Below are 15,382 nucleotides of genomic sequence, written 5' to 3'. Positions count from 1 at the left end.
CCATGTCCATCGAAGTCAAAGTCCCCACCCTGGGCGAATCCGTCACCGAGGCGACCGTCGCCACCTGGTTCAAGCAGCCAGGCGATACGGTCGCGGCCGACGAGATGCTCTGCGAGCTCGAAACCGACAAGGTGACCGTCGAAGTGCCGAGCCCCGCCGCCGGCACCCTGGCCGAGATCGTAGCCAAGGAGGGCGAGACCGTGGGCGTCGATGCCCTGCTGGCGACCCTTTCAGAGGGCGAGGGCGCGGCCCCGAAGTCCGAAGACAAGGATAGTGGCAAGGCCGAGGCCGAGCCGGAAACGAAGGCCGACGCGGACAACGCCCCCGCCGACACCGGAGGCGAGGCGGTGGACGTCATGGTTCCCGCACTCGGCGAAAGTGTGTCAGAGGCCACCGTCGCCACCTGGTTCAAGCAGCCGGGCGACGCGGTCGAGGCCGACGAGATGCTCTGCGAGCTGGAAACCGACAAGGTCTCCGTCGAGGTGCCGAGCCCCGGGGCCGGCACGCTGACCGAGATCCTGGCCAAGGAGGGCGAAACCGTGGCCGCCGGCGGCAAGCTCGCCGTACTGACGACCGGAGAGGGCGGCGCGCCCGCACCGAAGGCCGAGGCGCAGGACGAGGCCCCGAAAGCCGCTCCGTCCAAATCGGACGCCGATGTCGAGGATGCGCCCTCGGCCAAGAAGTTGATGGCCGAGAAGGGCCTCAGCTCCGATCAGGTCACGGGCACCGGTCGCGACGGCCGGGTGATGAAGGAGGACGTCATGAAGGCCGCCTCCGCCGCGAAATCCGCCGCGCCGGCGGAGGCACCGAAGTCCGCCGCCGCACCGCGCGCGCCCGTGGCCGCGGAGGACGCCGGCCGCGAGGAGCGGGTGAAGATGACGCGCCTGCGCCAGACCATCGCCAAGCGCCTGAAGGACAGCCAGAACACAGCCGCCATGCTGACCACCTACAACGAGGTGGACATGAAGGCGGTCATGGACCTGCGCAGCGAGTACAAGGATCTGTTCCTCAAGAAGCATGGCGTGAAGCTCGGGTTCATGTCCTTCTTCACCAAGGCCTGTGTCCACGCGCTGCAGGAGGTGCCCGAGGTCAATGCCGAGATCGACGGCACCGACGTCGTCTACAAGCATTTCGTCCACATGGGCATCGCCGCCGGCACGCCGCAGGGCCTCGTGGTGCCCGTCATCCGCGACGCCGACGCCATGTCCTTCGCCGAGATCGAGAAGGCCATCGCCGAGAAGGGCAAAGCGGCGCGCGACGGCAAGCTCGCCATGGCCGACATGCAGGGCGGGACGTTCACCATCTCGAACGGCGGCGTCTACGGCTCGCTCATGTCCTCGCCCATCCTGAACCCTCCGCAGTCGGGCATCCTCGGGATGCACAAGATCCAGGACCGGCCCATGGTCGTCGGCGGCGAGATCGTCATCCGCCCGATGATGTACCTCGCACTCAGCTACGACCACCGGATCGTGGACGGCAAAGGCGCGGTGACGTTCCTCGTGCGGGTGAAGGAAGCCCTGGAGGATCCGCGTCGGTTGTTGATGGATTTGTGATGAATTCAAACGAAGGGAATACGCAGGAACTCCTAAGAGATCTGCATCGGATAAATGCGGAGGTGATCAAAGAAAGCGGCCTATTCGCGCTCAAGACTTTGATTACTCTTAACGGAGGCGGGATCATCGCCGTATTTGCGTTTCTCGGTTCAGCTCTTAGAGAAGGGACCTTTGAAAAACTTGTGTCGCTGTCTGATATCAAGTGGGCGACGGGTCTCTTTGTGCTTGGAATTGTTGCAGCAATAGCCTCACTCGCGACGACCTACATTCTTGCGCAGCTTCAATTTACGGTTCCTAGGACACTCGAACGGATCGGGTCGGTTGGCTTCATTGGCGCAATGGTTTTTCCGGCCGCCCTATCTATAGTCTTTTTCACTTGCGGCGCCTTCACGGCAATAAATGCAGTATCGCCTCAATAGTCGGAACCGTTCATGAACCTCCTCACCCGCCACACTCCCGCCTCCTACGAGGCCTGGAAATCCGACTTCGACGCCTCTGCCGAGAGCCGCATGAACGCCGGCCTCACCCTGATGCAGCTCCAGCGCGACGTCGATGGAAACGGCCTCACCGCCTTCTTCGGGGTCAACGACCGGAAGAAGGCGCAGCCTGGCTCGACGAGGCACACCAAACCAACGGCCCCGTTACGGGTCGCTTCATGAAAACCGCCTGACGCGGGAGAGAAACCCATGACCCCCACCCGTCGCGCCATCGCCTTCTGGATCATCCGCGTCGCCATCGCCGTCATCCTCGTGCTCGCCCTGCAGGCCTGGCGGGGGCCGGATCCGGTGCTTTGGTATCTCGCCGCGATCTATGCCGCCATCTCGGCCTTCACAACGTACCTCCTCATCCGCCGCGGGCCGAAGTGAGGGCCGCTCCGACATCCGGCGTGACGCCCCGGCCGCCGCGGCCTAGGGTGTGCTGCACGCACCCGACCGGAGGCCCGCGATGAACCTGCTCACCCACCAGACCCCTGATGACTACGATGCCTGGAAGGCAGAATTCGACGCGGACGCGGAGACGCGGATGACCGCCGGGCTGACGCTCCTGCAACTCTGGCGCGATGCGGACGGCCCCGGCGTGACCGCGCTCTATGAGGTGAACGACCGGGCCAAGGCGCAGAGGTGGCTCGATGCCGAGGCCCAGACCGGCGGCCCCCTCGACGGCCGCTTCATGAGGACGGCATGACGCCCGAGCTGACCGTCCTCGCCCTCGCGATCCTGCTGCAGGCGGTGCAGTTCGTGCTGATGGCGGTGCCCGCCAACCTGGAGCTGGGGCCCGGCAAGACGACCTCGGCGCGCGACCGCGCGAAGATCGGCGGCGACCTCGTCGACCTGCTTTCGGAGCGGACCGCCCGGCTCTACCGCGCGCTCGACAACCATTTCGAGGGGCTGATCCTCTTCACCGCCGCCGTCACGCTCGTAACCGTCTCGGGGCAGTCCACCGGCTTCACCGCAATCTGCGGCTGGGTCTACCTCGGCGCGCGTATCCTCTATGTGCCGGCCTATGCCTTCGGCTGGCGGCCCTGGCGGTCCTACATCTGGTTCGCGGGGTTCACCGCAACCGTCCTGATGGTTATCTCCACCCTGATCTGATCTCATTCAGCCGGAAATACCTCGGGGGTCCGGTGGCTGACCCGGTGCCCCGCAATCAAGGAACTGACCCATGGCCCAATACGACGTCATCATCATCGGCAGCGGCCCCGGCGGCTATGTCTGTGCCATCCGCTGCGCGCAGCTGGGGCTGAAGACCGCGGTGGTCGAGGGGCGCGAGACGCTGGGCGGCACCTGCCTGAACGTCGGCTGCATCCCGTCGAAGGCGCTGCTCCATGCCTCCCATCAACTCCATGAAGCGGAACACAATTTCGCGAAGATGGGCCTGAAGGGCAAATCGCCCAGCGTCGACTGGAAACAGATGCTCGCCTACAAGGACGACGTCATCGGGCAGAACACCAAGGGCATCGAATTCCTGTTCAAGAAGAACAAGATCGACTGGCTGAAGGGCTGGGGCTCCATCCCCGAGGCCGGCAAGGTCAAGGTCGGGGACGAGACCCACGAGGCGAAGCACATCATCATCGCCTCCGGCAGCGAATCGGCGAACGTGCCTGGGGCCGAGGTGGAGATCGACGAGAAGGTCGTCGTCACCTCGACCGGCGCGCTGGAGCTGGGCAGCATCCCCAAGAGCCTCGTCGTCGTGGGCGGCGGCGTGATCGGGCTTGAGCTCGGCTCGGTCTATGCGCGCCTCGGGACGGAGGTGACCGTGATCGAGTATCTCGACGCGATCACGCCGGGTCAGGACGGCGAGGTGGCCAAGCAATTCCAGCGCCTTCTGCAGAAACAGGGGCTGAAGTTCATCACCGGTGCCGCCGTCTCGAAGGTGGAGACGAAGGGCGACAAGGCGACCGTCGGCTACGCGCTCCGCAAGGACGACAGCACCCACGAATTGAAGGCCGACACGGTGCTCGTGTCGACGGGGCGCAAGCCCTACACCGAGGGGCTGGGCCTCGATGAGCTCGGCGTGAAGATGACGCAGCGCGGCCAGATCGCGGTCGACGACGGCTACGCGACCAGTGTCGACGGCATCTACGCGATCGGCGACGTGATCGAGGGGCCGATGCTCGCCCACAAGGCCGAGGACGAGGGCATGGCCATCGCCGAGATCCTGGCCGGTCAGGCGGGCCACGTGAACTACGACGTGATCCCGAGCGTGATCTACACCCACCCCGAGGTCGCCGCCGTCGGCCTGACCGAGGAACAGCTCAAGGAGGAGGGACGCGACTACAAGGTCGGCAAGTTCAGCTTCATGGGCAACGGCCGCGCCAAGGCCAATTTCGCCGGCGACGGCTTCGTGAAGCTGCTCGCCGACGCCAGGACCGACCGCATCCTCGGATGCCATGTCATCGGCCCGATGGCGGGCGACCTGATCCACGAGGTCTGCGTGGCGATGGAGTTCGGGGCGGCGGCCGAGGATCTGGCGCGCACCTGCCATGCGCATCCGACCTATTCGGAAGCCATGCGCGAAGCCGCGCTCGCCTGCGGCGACGGGCCGATCCACGCGTGAGACGTTAACGCCTCGGACGCACCCGAGGCGCAAAAGGTCACATTCCGGCGGCAGGACTTTCCCAGTCCTGCCGTTTTTTCATGGGAGAGATCGCGGAGCCTGCAACAGCTCCGAGCCACAGAATGATCCGCCCCGTCATCGTCCCCCTTGCTCTCGGTTCCGCGCTTCTGCCCGGGCTGGCCTGCGCACATGCCGCGGACGCTCCGGGGCAGGCCCCGTTCCTCGGACCCTGGGCTGCGTCGCTGCTGGAGGGGTTCCGCCTCGGGCAGATCCTGCCCTGGGTCGCGGGATGCCTCGCCGTCACCGCGGCTTTCCTCCTCGTCGGTCACCGGATGCGGCGGCGGCGGCGGGCGCTCCGGCTGGAGATCGCGGGGCTGCGCAACGGTCCGCGCTTTAGCGCCGTCGACGCGATGTGCCATGCCGTCTGGAAGGGGCGTACGATCGAGGCGGCCCGGCTCGCCCGTGCCCTCGAAATCGCGCGCGACACGACCGAGATGGATTTCACCGCCAGCCACCTGCGCGAGATCGCCCGGCGGGCCGACCGGCTGATCCTGCCGACCAACTTCTACTGGATGCGCGACGGGCTGACCCGGCCCGAGCGCATGGTGATCTTCAACGCGACGGTCTCCGTCCTCCTGGCCGACGGTCCGCTGACGCGGGCGGACCGCGCTTTTCTGCGCACCCTGACCCGCGGTCTCGGCCTGCGGCAGGACGATCTCCGCGACCTCGCCCGCCTGGTCGCGACCTAGCCGGCAAGCAGCCGCAACCCCTGCGTGACATCCGCCCGCACGGCGAGACGCAGTCCCGGCTCGTCCCCCGCGCGCAGGGCCGCGACGATCAGGCGATGGTTCTTGGGCAGCTCCGTCCGGTTGAGCCGCCCGTAGAGCGCGCGCATCGTTGGGCCGAGTTGCAGCCAGACGGTCTCGACCATGGCGAGGATCGCAGGGGCCTGCGCCCGCAGGTAGAGCGTGCGGTGAAACTCCAGGTTCGTCCGGATGTAGCCGGGGGCGTCGTGCTTGGCGATCTGCTCCGCGATGGCCACGTTGATGGCCTCCATCCGGTCGATGAGCGCCAGATGCGCCCGCGGCAGCGCGCGGAGCGCCAGTTCCGGCTCGAGAAGCGAACGCAGCGCGGCCAGCTCCTCGATCCGATCGTTGGAGAGCGCGGGCGTCGCGATGCGCCCCGACGCGGAGAGCGACAGCGCGCCCTCGGCCACCAGCCGGCGCAGCGCCTCGCGCACGGGTGTCATGCTGACCCCGTAGTCGCGGCCGATCCCGCGCAGGGTGAGCGGCGCGCCGGGCGGCAGTTCGCCGTGCATGATCCGGCTGCGCAGCGACCGATAGAGCCGTTCGTGCGCGGCACCGGAGCCTTCGGGAAGCGGGTTGAGCATCATGGCGCGATCCTGCCCCTAGCGCGCGCCGAAATCCACCGCATGGAGCGCGGCCCCTTCGCGGCGCAGCCAGGCGCGACGCGGCGCGTAGTCGGGCATGAGCCGCTCGACCGCCGCCCAGAAGTGCGGCGAGTGGTCCATATGGGCGAGATGGGCGACCTCATGGGCGGCCACGTAGTCGAGCACCTCGGGCGGGGCCATTACCAGCCGCCAGCTGAACATCAGGTCCCCGCGAGAGGAGCACGATCCCCAGCGGGAGCGCGTATCGCGGAGGGTGAGTTTCGACGGCCGATGCCCAAGCGCCTCGGCATGACGGTCGACGGCAGCGACCAGATGCGTGCGCGCCATCGTCTGCAGGAGCGCGCGGACGCGGGGGCCGGTACGGGCGTCGTCGGGCACGGCGACGGCCTCTCCGGTGAACCGCGCCGCGCGGCCCGGGCCCGCGACGACCGGCACCTCGCCCCCGAGAAGCGGCAGCGTACCCCCGACGGTCACGACACGCGGCGCGGGCGCAGCCGAGACATGGCGGGCGATCCATTCGGCCTGCGCGGCGATGAAGGCCTGCGCCTCGGAGAGCGGCGTGCGGCGCGGCAGCGACATCGACACCCGCCCATCCGCACGCCCCACCCGGAGCGACAGACGCCGCGCCCGCGCCGAGCGGCGCAGCGTCACCGCGACGCCCGGCAGGCCCGGAACGGGCAGTTCGTCGGTCATGCGCTCTCCCTCCCGCGGGGGCTTGCCACCCCTTGTCCCCTGTGGCATCCGACCCCAATTCCCTGCACCCGGGCCGCTCATGGCCGGACGAGATGAAGGAACCGACATGCCCAAGGAAGAATGGGGCGTCAAGCGGGTCTGCCCGACGACCGGCAAGCGCTTCTACGATCTGAACCGTTCCCCCGTCGTCAGCCCCTACACGGGCGAGGTCGTCAATGTCGACACCGGCACCAAGACGCGGATCCTGTCGGCCGACAAGGACGACGTCGACGCCAAGAAGACCGACAAGGACGACGACGATCTGCTGCTCGACGACGATGACGTCGATCTCGACGAGGACGATGCGGACGATGCCGAGGACGTCCTCGATGACGATGACGATGACGATACGGTCTCGCTCGACGAGATCGCCGACGTCGGCAGCGACAAGGACGACGACGACTGATCGCGTCGCGACAATCGGGCGATGCAGGTGATTTTTCCGCTTGCGCCGTCCATGGGCCTGCCTTAGATCGCAGGCCGGTAAGGGGCCTTAGCTCAGTTGGTAGAGCGCTTGCATGGCATGCAAGAGGTCAGGGGTTCGACTCCCCTAGGCTCCACCAGATCCGCCGATCCTATCCTGCGAGATCCCGGTCCTTCCGTGATCCTGATCGTTTCCGACATGTCCCGCTCCGCCCGGAGATCGCGTCTCCTGGTCCTTCGGCATCGGCAACCTCTTCACCGCCAGACCTGCACAGACGGTCGTGTCGCCGGCCCTCGCCGACGGCATCATTGGCTAGGTCGACACCGTCGAATGAGACGCCCTCGCGGGCCTCAGACGGCCTTCGGACGGTCGATCGCCTGTGGGTCTGCATTGTCGGGTGATCCGGTGGCCCTTACATCGCTGTCTGAGCGCATATCCCCGACGTCGCGACCATAGGTCGCTGATCGAAGGTCGCGCAACGTGAAACGGGGCGTCGGGCCATTATCGGAGGGATCGAAACGCAACCGCACCGGCCGGTCGGGTAAGACATGGCGGACATTGTCGTCGAAGCGCCCGGGCCGATCGGCCTCGATCGTGACAAAATAGGCGGGCAGGTCCGTCGAAATGTCGAGCTGCCATCCTTTTCCGTCGCGCGTGGCGGCGAGACGAGGACGCGCTTCCGGCAGCGCGTAATCCCGCCAGCGACGCGGCGCGAAGAGGTCGTCTCCACAGCCGCCTCCGGTCCATGTCAGACGCAGCATCTCGTCGGGTCCGAGCGCCCCGGCGTCGAGCCTCTTCACCTCTTGCGCGCCCGCAGACAGGCAAGCGGTCGATCGCGCGAGCCGGCGCACGGAACCGTCGAGCCCCACCGCGTCGGCCACGATCCGCAGGTCGACGCGGTCGGGCCGGTCGCTCACCGCCAAGAGCCGAAGTGTGTCGTCTTCGGGCACTACGACGACGCGCACATCTGCAAAGGTAGCAGCAACCATGTAATGCGAGGCCTTCCACTCGCCGCCATATGAAAGCGTCGACCACGACACGCAGGGCCAGGTATCGTTGAGTTGCCAGATGAGCGTGCCCATGCACTCGGGTGCCTGGGCGCGCCACGTGTCGATGGCGGTCTGCAGCGCCAGCCCCTGCTGTACCTGCGACAACCACGCGAAATCGTCGAACCGTTCGGGAAACCGGAAGTAGCGCGCGATGGTCTCGGCGATACGCGCATTGCCGCCCCGATCCTTCTGGTGCGACTGCATGACGGGCGAGGCGAGATTGCGATCCACCGGTTCGGCGAAGCGAGCGACGACGGAGGGCGGCGGATAGGACTGGAAGCCGAACTCGGACACGAAACGGGGACGGATCGTCCGATAGTGGTCAAAATCCTGCCCCTCGTGCCAGACCGCCCAGAAATGCATGTCGCCCGATCCATCCTCATGGAAGGCATCGCCGAACGCCATCGGGCCCTTGGACGGCGAGGAGGGCCACCATGGCGCATCGGGCAAGGCGGCACGGAAACCGGCCTCGACGGCACGGTTCAGACGGTCGTATCCGACCAGATACCGGTCGCGGTCGCGGCGGCTCTCCTCGAACCATTGCAGCGCACCGACCAGCTCGTTGTCGCCGCACCACAGCACAATCGAGGGATGGTGCGACAGGCGACGCGCGACCTCCTCGGCCTCGTCGCGAGCCTCCGCGAGCCAATCCTCGTCGCAGGGGTAGAGATGACAGGCCCACATGAAATCCTGCCAGACCATGAGGCCCAGGCGATCACATTCCTCGTAGAACCACGGTTGTTCGTAGCGCCCGCCGCCCCAGACCCGAACCATGTTCATATGTGCAACCGCGGCCGAACGCAGAAGGTCGCGTCCTCTCTCGGGATCGACGCGCCCGGGCAGCGCGTCGACAGGGATCCAGGCCGCGCCCTTGCAAAAGACGTCGCGTCCGTTGATCCGGACGGTGAAGGAACGGCCCCGCGCGTCGGGCTCGGAGATCAGCCGGGCCTCGCGCAGGCCGATGCGGCGGGTGGCGGTTTCCGCCCCGCAGGAGACATGCAGGTCGTGAAGCGGTTGCGCCCCCTGCCCGGCCGGCCACCAGAGGTCCGGCCCCTCGATCCGCAGGGTCAGACGGGCGCGGCCGCCCTGTACCGTGGCACGGCCCCGCACCCCGCAGAGCATCGCCGTCGCCTCCGCTCCCTCGGTGCCGCCATGAATCACGACGGAGACTTGCATGGCACCGCCGACGAGCCGCTGCTCGACGATGATGTCCTCGATCCGTCCCGGCCGGCGGGGTTCGAGACGGATCGCGTCACGCAGGCCGAACGGCGCGAGGGCGATGTTCCAGTCCCAGCCGAAATCGCATTGCGGTTTCCTGAGTAGGTTTCCGTTTGGAATCGGGCAATTTCCGGGGTGCCACGGCACAGGGTAGGGTTGGCGCGCCTGTATCTCGGCCGCGACGGCGACAGGCGATCGGAAGCGAATTTCGATCTCGTTCCTGCCCTGCTGCAGGGCCCCCGAGACATCGGTGCGGTGATGGCGGAAAGCATTGGCGGCCCGCAGCACGACAGTTCCGTTGATTGCGATCGACGCCACACAGTCGAGGCCTTCGACGACGAGATCGCGCGCCGTGTCATCGACCTCGAAACCGCGCGAGACGATCCAGTCGCGCTCGGCGACCCATCGGCACTCGTATTCGTTGCGCCCGACGTACGGCTCGGGGATCAGCCCGGCGGCCGCGAGCGCGGTGTGGGCGTCGCCCGGAAGGGTGAGGGTGCAGGAATGTTCCCCCGCGGCATCGCGCAAGGTCCAGTCGCCGGTGAGATCGATCATAGGTTCAGCTTCGTATGAGAGGTGTCACAGCCGGATTTCGGTCTCGGCGTCGAAAAGGGAGGCCCGGGCGGGGTCGAGGCGGACGGACACTTGATCCCCTTCGGTCAGGCCGTGGTCGGGGTCAGCACGTGCGGAAAGCGTCTGCCCTTCGAGCGTCAGCCACAGAAGGCTATCGGAGCCCATCGGCTCGTCGAGGTCGACGCGGGCTGACCTGTCGGAGCCGGTCTCAGGACCGATCGCGACATGTTCGGGCCGGACCCCGAGGATCAGCCGTCGTCCGGCTTCCGCGGGCACGCTCCCGTCGTATCCCTCCATGTCGATCACGGTCTCGCCCAGGCGGAGGGTACCGCCTCCGGCGGTCACGACCTCGAGCATCGACATGGCGGGGGAGCCGATGAAGCCCGCGACGAACAGGTTCGCGGGTTTCATGTAGATCGTCCGCGGATCGGCATATTGCTGCACGATGCCGCCACGCAGGAGCGCGATGCGGTCGGCAAGGGTCAGCGCCTCGATCTGGTCATGAGTCACGTAGATCATTGTATTTCCAAGTCGTTCGTGCAGGCGCTTGATCTCGACCCGCAGTTCGGCGCGCAGCTTGGCGTCGAGGTTCGACAGAGGCTCGTCGAAGAGAAATACGTCCACGTCGCGCACCAGCGCACGCCCGATGGCCACACGCTGGCGCTGCCCACCGGAGAGTGCGGCGGGCTTGCGGTCGAGCAGCGGCTCGATCTGCAAGGTCATGGCCGCACGGTCGATGCGCTCGGCGATCTCGGATTTCGCCATTCCGGCGTTTCTGAGACCGAAGGCCATGTTTCCCCGGACTGTCATCTGCGGGTAGAGTGCATAGGATTGGAACACCATGCCGATGCCGCGCGCGGACGGCTCTTCCCAGGTGACATTCCGTCCGCCGATATGAACCTGCCCCTCCGTCACGTCCGCAAGGCCTGCGATACAATCGAGCAAGGTCGATTTCCCGCAGCCCGATGGGCCGAGAAGGACGACGAACTCTCCTTCCCGCACGTCCAGGTTCAAACGATCGAGAACCTTGAGATCCCCGTAGGCAAGCGTCAGGTCACGGATTTCGATGGCGGCCATTGGTCTATCCTTTCACCGCGCCCGCGGCGATGCCGCGCACGAAGAGCTTTCCGGAGACGAAATAGACGGTCAGTGGCACCAGCCCCGTGAGTATGGTGGCGGCCATGTTGACGTTGTACTCCTTCACCCCCTGCACGGAGTTGACGATGTTGTTGAGCTGAACGGTCATCGGATAGGTCTCCGGGCGCGTGAAGACGACGCCGAAGAGGAAGTCGTTCCAGATGCCCGTCACCTGAAGGATCACGGCGACAACGAAGATCGGCAGCGACATCGGAGCCAGGATCTTCAGGAAGATCGTCCAGAACTCCGCACCGTCGACACGGGCGGCCTTGATGAGCTCTTTCGGAACAGTGGCGAAGTAGTTGCGGAAAAGCAGTGTGAGGATCGGCATCCCGAAGATCGTGTGGACCAGCACCAGCCCCCAGAGCGACCCGTAGAGACCGAGCTCACGCAACAGGATGACAAGCGGGTATAGCATCACCTGATAGGGGATGAATGCCCCGAATATCAGGATCGTGAAGAACGTCTCTGACCCGCGGAACCGCCAGGCCGTCAGTGCGTAGCCCGAGATCGAGGACACGGCGATGGAAAGCACCACCGACGGAACAAGGATCGACACGGAGTTCCAGAACCCCCGGCTCAGCCCATCGCAGTTGAGACCGGTACAGGCCTCGCCCCAGGCTTTCACCCAGGGTTCGAATGTGACCTCGACGGGAGGTGCAAAGATGTTGCCCACGCGGATCTCGGGCATACCTTTCAGCGATGTGACGACCATCACGTAAAGCGGCAGCAGATAGTAGACCGCGATGACGATCAGCGTGCCGTACAGCATGACGTTCCCCCGCGACACGCGGCGGCGCGGGCGCGGACCGGTGGGCACCGGACCGGACGGATCGGCGGCGGCGGATCTGGCGGAGTCGCTCATCGTCTTTTGCCCCCGAACTCGAGATAGGCCCAGGGAATCAGGATGATCGCCACGGTCACCAGCATCATCGTGGATGCGGCGAAACCCTGCCCAAGGTTCTGTGCCCGGAACATGAAATCATAGACGTATTTGGCCGGCACCTCGGAAGCGATGCCTGGGCCTCCACCCGTCTGCGCCACGATAAGATCGTAGAGCTTCACGATACCCGCCGTCACGATGACCAGAGCCGTCACCATAACGGGGCGCATCATGGGGAGGACGACGAAGAGATACGTTTTCCATTTCGGAATGCCGTCGACGCGGGCGGCTTTCCAGATGTCCTCGTCGATGCCGCGCAACCCGGCGAGCATCAGGCACATCACGAAGCCCGTGCCTTGCCAGAGCCCCGCGACGAGCACCCCGTAGATCACGATACCGGGGTCGTAAAGCGGGTCGACGGTCACGTCCCAGCCCCAGTCGCGCAGGACGGACTGAATGCCGAAATCAGGGTTCAGCAGCCACTGCCAGACCAGCCCCGTAACGATGAAGCTGAGGGCGAAAGGATAGAGGAAGATCGTTCGGAACGTGTCCTCGAAGCGGATCTTCTGGTCCAGCAGCGCCGCCAGGACGAAGCCGATCAGGAAAGAGAAGACGAGGCTGAGTACTCCGTAGATAACAAGGTTCTCGATCGACACGAGCCAGCGGTCCGAGGACCAGAGCCGGTCGTATTGCTCGAGTCCTGCCCAATCGAGCCTGGGAAGGAGTTTTGAGTCGGTGAAGGAATGAACCACCGTCCACAGCGTTCCGCCCACGAAGACGACTAGCGCCGTCAGGATCATCGGCAGCATGGCAAGCTTCGCGCTCAGGTTCCGCAGGGGCCGTCGCGGTCTGCCGGTCTCGTCCATCCCCGCTCTCCTTCGCGGCCGTGGTCATCGCCGGCGGGACAACAAACCGCCGCGGCGCATCGCCCCCGACCGGTCCGACCGGGGGCGAGAGGGTTACTCCGCGTCCTCGATGATGACAGCGAAGCGCTCCTGCGCGTCTTCGGGCGTCATCGCATCTTCGTTCATGAACTGCGTCACCAGATCCCCGATCTGCGTGCCGGTATCCTCGTTAATCAGTTCCGGCGTAGAGCGAATCGTGTTGCCGGACGCGAGGATCTCGAGCCCTTTCTGCATACAGGCATTTGTCGCTTCGAGGTCGACATCGCCCCGCACCGGAAGCGAACCTTTCCTGAGGTTGAACGCGACCTGCGCCTCCGGCGAGATCAGCACGGACGCCAGCGCGTCCTGCGCCTCGGACTTGGCGTCGTCGTCCAGCACCGGAAAGTAGAAGGCATCGCCGCCTGTCGAGATCACCGCGTTCTCGCCCAGGCCCGGCAGACAGTGGTACGCTTCCCCGGCGGTCATCCCGGCCGTCGCGAATTCACCCTGCGCCCAATCGCCCATGATCTGTCCGCCGGCCGCACCGGTGACGACCATGTTGGTGGCCTGGTTCCAGTCCTGCACGTTTGTGCCGCGCGACATCTCCCGAACATCCGCCATGGCCTGCCAGATCGCCGCCATCTCGTCCGAGCGCGCCGCATCGGCGTCCTTGGTCTCGTAGACAGCGTCGTAGAGATCGCGTCCGCCGAGGGTGGGAACGAGCGTCTCGAAGACGATCATGGCCTGCCACGGCTGCCCCCCCAGCGCGAGCGGCACCTTGCCCGCGTCGCGCAGTGCGGGCGCGGCGGCGACGAATTCGGACCAATTGGTCGGTACCGCGACGCCCGCATCCGCATATGCCTGGTCCGAGAGCCAGAGCCATTGCGCCGAATGGATGTTGACCGGCACGCAGTAGACCCTATCATCCACCGTACAGGCATCGATCAGTGAGGGTGGATTGACGACATCGCGCCACCCCTCTGCCTCGGCCAGCGCTGAGAGATCGCGGAAGAGCCCCGCTTCGATCAATTCCTCCGCTTGCCGGCCGTGGTTGAATTGCGTGGCTCCCATCGGATCGCCGCCGACAAGGCGTGAGACGATGATCGGTCGCGCCGTACTTCCCGAGCCCGCGATCGCGCCGTCGACCCATTCGTTCCCGGTCGCGCGAAACGCCTCCGCGAAGTGTGCGACCGCGGCTGCCTCGCCGCCGGATGTCCACCAGTGCGTGACTTCCAGCGATTCGGCCGATGCGGAAGTAGCCAGCGCCGTCGCTCCAGCCAGACCTAACAGGGTCACCTGTCCTCGAAACGCCATCCGATTTCCTCCCTTGGTTGGCATGAACGGTAACGATGTAACCTGAAACGTTTCAGATTGCGTAGCGAAGGCCGGTCTGATGTGTCAAGCTGTTGTCGAGGAGAGATACGCCATGAGCGACAAGACGGCCCGGCCGACCCTCAGGACGATCGCGCAGGCTACGGGTCTGGGCGTCTCGACCGTGAGCCGTGCACTGATCGACGCACCGGAAATCGGGGCGAAGACCAAGGCCCGCGTGCGCGCCGTGGCGCAGGAAGTTGGCTACCGTCCCAACCGTGCCGGCATCCGGCTTCGGACGGGCCGCACGAACGTCATCAGCGTAGTCCTATCGACCGAGGTGGAGGCGTTCGGATTGTCCTCCTTCCTCGTGCACGGTCTTTCCTCGAGGCTTGCGGATACGGGCTACCATCTGGTGGTAACCCCATTTTCCTGCGGCTCGGACCCGATAGACCCGATCCGTTATGTGGTCGAGAGTGCAGCCGCCGATGGCATCGTCTTCGCCGATACGCGCCCGGACGATCCGCGAGCGCGCTATCTGCTGGACCGCGGTTTTCCTTTCGCCTCGCACGGACGCACATCACACGAGCATCGTCACCCCTTCGTGGATTTCGACAACCGGGCCTTCGCGGAGATGGGAGTAGCGCAACTGGCCGCCGCCGGTGCACAACGGCTCGGGTTCGTCGCACCGCCTGCCGATCTCTCCTACGGAGTCGAAATGCGGGCCGGTTGGGAGCATACGATCGCGCACCTTGGCCTATCTGGACAGGCGATCGGGGACTTAACCTCTGCGGATGGCATGTGCAGGATCGCCGAGCGGCTCACGCCCCTCTTCGCCGACGGCAGCCTCGACGGCCTTCTCTGCGGCAGCGCCTCGGCGGGTCTGGCCGCCGCAGAAGCGGCGCGACGGGCCGGTCGACGACCGGGCGGCGACCTGCAACTCGTCGCGAAGGAGGCGCATGACGTCCTGCGCTGGGCGGTACCCGGCGCGATCACATACGGAGAGAATTTCCGACGCGCCGGATATGACCTTGCCGATGTGCTTCTGGACCACCTTGCCGCACCGGACGCCTCCCCCCGTTCGGTCATCGAGAAACCGCAGCGCTGCCCGCTCGACTGGCAGACGGGTCACGTCCGCGCCTGATGCCTC

17 protein-coding genes and 1 tRNA gene are annotated in these 15,382 nt (G+C 65.9%); 11 read left to right on the top strand and 7 right to left on the bottom strand.

Features of this window, described 5'->3' with window-relative positions:
• Positions 1–2 precede the first annotated feature (2 nt).
• The 8 genes from odhB (at position 3) to HSX43_RS00990 (ending at position 5,359) form a co-directional block, all read left to right on the top strand.
• Positions 3–1,553, top strand: coding sequence for a 2-oxoglutarate dehydrogenase complex dihydrolipoyllysine-residue succinyltransferase (gene odhB / locus HSX43_RS01025; protein ID WP_179378222.1), 1,551 nt, complete (start codon positions 3–5; stop codon positions 1,551–1,553).
• Positions 1,553–1,972, top strand: coding sequence for a hypothetical protein (locus HSX43_RS01020; RefSeq protein WP_179378221.1), 420 nt, complete (start codon positions 1,553–1,555; stop codon positions 1,970–1,972). Before odhB ends, HSX43_RS01020 begins: the two co-directional genes overlap by 1 nt.
• Before the next feature lie 12 nt (positions 1,973–1,984).
• Positions 1,985–2,212 carry a hypothetical protein gene (locus HSX43_RS01015; RefSeq protein WP_235962437.1) on the top strand — a complete coding sequence of 76 codons (228 nt, stop codon included), beginning with the start codon at positions 1,985–1,987 and terminating at the stop codon, positions 2,210–2,212.
• 27 nt (positions 2,213–2,239) lie between these two features.
• A complete protein-coding gene (locus HSX43_RS01010) occupies positions 2,240–2,419 on the top strand; it encodes a hypothetical protein (protein WP_179378220.1) in 180 nt (59 codons plus the stop codon).
• Between the two features lie 79 nt (positions 2,420–2,498).
• A complete protein-coding gene (locus HSX43_RS01005; RefSeq protein ID WP_179378219.1) occupies positions 2,499–2,738 on the top strand; it encodes a DUF3303 family protein in 240 nt (79 codons plus the stop codon).
• Positions 2,735–3,145: an MAPEG family protein gene (locus HSX43_RS01000; RefSeq protein ID WP_179378218.1), complete on the top strand. Its 411-nt coding sequence runs from the start codon at positions 2,735–2,737 to the stop codon at positions 3,143–3,145. Before HSX43_RS01005 ends, HSX43_RS01000 begins: the two co-directional genes overlap by 4 nt.
• Before the next feature lie 70 nt (positions 3,146–3,215).
• The gene (gene lpdA, locus HSX43_RS00995) at positions 3,216–4,610 is read left to right on the top strand and encodes a dihydrolipoyl dehydrogenase (protein ID WP_179378217.1); all 1,395 of its coding nucleotides are present in this window, start codon (positions 3,216–3,218) and stop codon (positions 4,608–4,610) included.
• A gap of 122 nt (positions 4,611–4,732) precedes the next feature.
• Positions 4,733–5,359, top strand: a complete 627-nt coding sequence (locus HSX43_RS00990) for a hypothetical protein (RefSeq protein WP_179378216.1) — start codon at positions 4,733–4,735, stop codon at positions 5,357–5,359.
• Here HSX43_RS00990 and HSX43_RS00985 read toward each other — a convergent pair.
• Positions 5,356–6,003 (bottom strand): GntR family transcriptional regulator, encoded by a 648-nt coding sequence (locus HSX43_RS00985; RefSeq protein ID WP_179378215.1) that lies wholly within the window; start codon positions 6,001–6,003, stop codon positions 5,356–5,358. The two genes, HSX43_RS00990 and HSX43_RS00985, sit on opposite strands and share 4 nt — an antisense overlap.
• A 15-nt stretch (positions 6,004–6,018) precedes the next feature.
• Positions 6,019–6,714, bottom strand: a complete 696-nt coding sequence (locus HSX43_RS00980; RefSeq protein WP_235962436.1) for a M48 family metallopeptidase — start codon at positions 6,712–6,714, stop codon at positions 6,019–6,021.
• A 106-nt stretch (positions 6,715–6,820) separates the two neighbouring features.
• Here HSX43_RS00980 and HSX43_RS00975 point away from each other — a divergent pair, with 106 nt between their 5' ends.
• Positions 6,821–7,159 (top strand): TIGR02300 family protein, encoded by a 339-nt coding sequence (locus tag HSX43_RS00975; protein WP_179378214.1) that lies wholly within the window; start codon positions 6,821–6,823, stop codon positions 7,157–7,159.
• A gap of 81 nt (positions 7,160–7,240) precedes the next feature.
• Positions 7,241–7,316: transfer RNA gene (locus tag HSX43_RS00970), tRNA-Ala, on the top strand.
• 211 nt (positions 7,317–7,527) lie between these two features.
• On the opposite strand, the gene HSX43_RS00965 is transcribed toward HSX43_RS00970, so the two are convergent.
• The 5 genes from HSX43_RS00965 to HSX43_RS00945 all read right to left on the bottom strand — a co-directional run bounded on the left by HSX43_RS00965 (position 7,528) and on the right by HSX43_RS00945 (position 14,235).
• On the bottom strand, positions 7,528–9,999 hold the full coding sequence (locus HSX43_RS00965) for a beta-mannosidase (protein ID WP_179378213.1): 2,472 nt from the start codon (positions 9,997–9,999) through the stop codon (positions 7,528–7,530).
• A gap of 24 nt (positions 10,000–10,023) precedes the next feature.
• Complete coding sequence (locus HSX43_RS00960; RefSeq protein WP_179378212.1) at positions 10,024–11,094, bottom strand: ABC transporter ATP-binding protein; 1,071 nt, start codon at positions 11,092–11,094, stop codon at positions 10,024–10,026.
• A gap of 4 nt (positions 11,095–11,098) precedes the next feature.
• The gene (locus HSX43_RS00955; protein WP_179378211.1) at positions 11,099–12,019 is read right to left on the bottom strand and encodes a carbohydrate ABC transporter permease; all 921 of its coding nucleotides are present in this window, start codon (positions 12,017–12,019) and stop codon (positions 11,099–11,101) included.
• A complete protein-coding gene (locus tag HSX43_RS00950; protein ID WP_179378210.1) occupies positions 12,016–12,903 on the bottom strand; it encodes a carbohydrate ABC transporter permease in 888 nt (295 codons plus the stop codon). Before HSX43_RS00950 ends, HSX43_RS00955 begins: the two co-directional genes overlap by 4 nt.
• 93 nt (positions 12,904–12,996) lie before the next feature.
• Complete coding sequence (locus HSX43_RS00945; protein ID WP_179378209.1) at positions 12,997–14,235, bottom strand: ABC transporter substrate-binding protein; 1,239 nt, start codon at positions 14,233–14,235, stop codon at positions 12,997–12,999.
• Positions 14,236–14,347: 112 nt separating this feature from the next.
• Here HSX43_RS00945 and HSX43_RS00940 point away from each other — a divergent pair, with 112 nt between their 5' ends.
• Positions 14,348–15,376: a LacI family DNA-binding transcriptional regulator gene (locus tag HSX43_RS00940; RefSeq protein ID WP_179378208.1), complete on the top strand. Its 1,029-nt coding sequence runs from the start codon at positions 14,348–14,350 to the stop codon at positions 15,374–15,376.
• Positions 15,377–15,382 lie beyond the last annotated feature (6 nt).

The organism is Jannaschia marina, assembly GCF_013404595.1.
GTDB lineage: Bacteria > Pseudomonadota > Alphaproteobacteria > Rhodobacterales > Rhodobacteraceae > Jannaschia > Jannaschia marina.
Note: the sequence above shows the minus strand (reverse complement) of the source record. Positions and strands in the feature narration are given on the sequence as shown.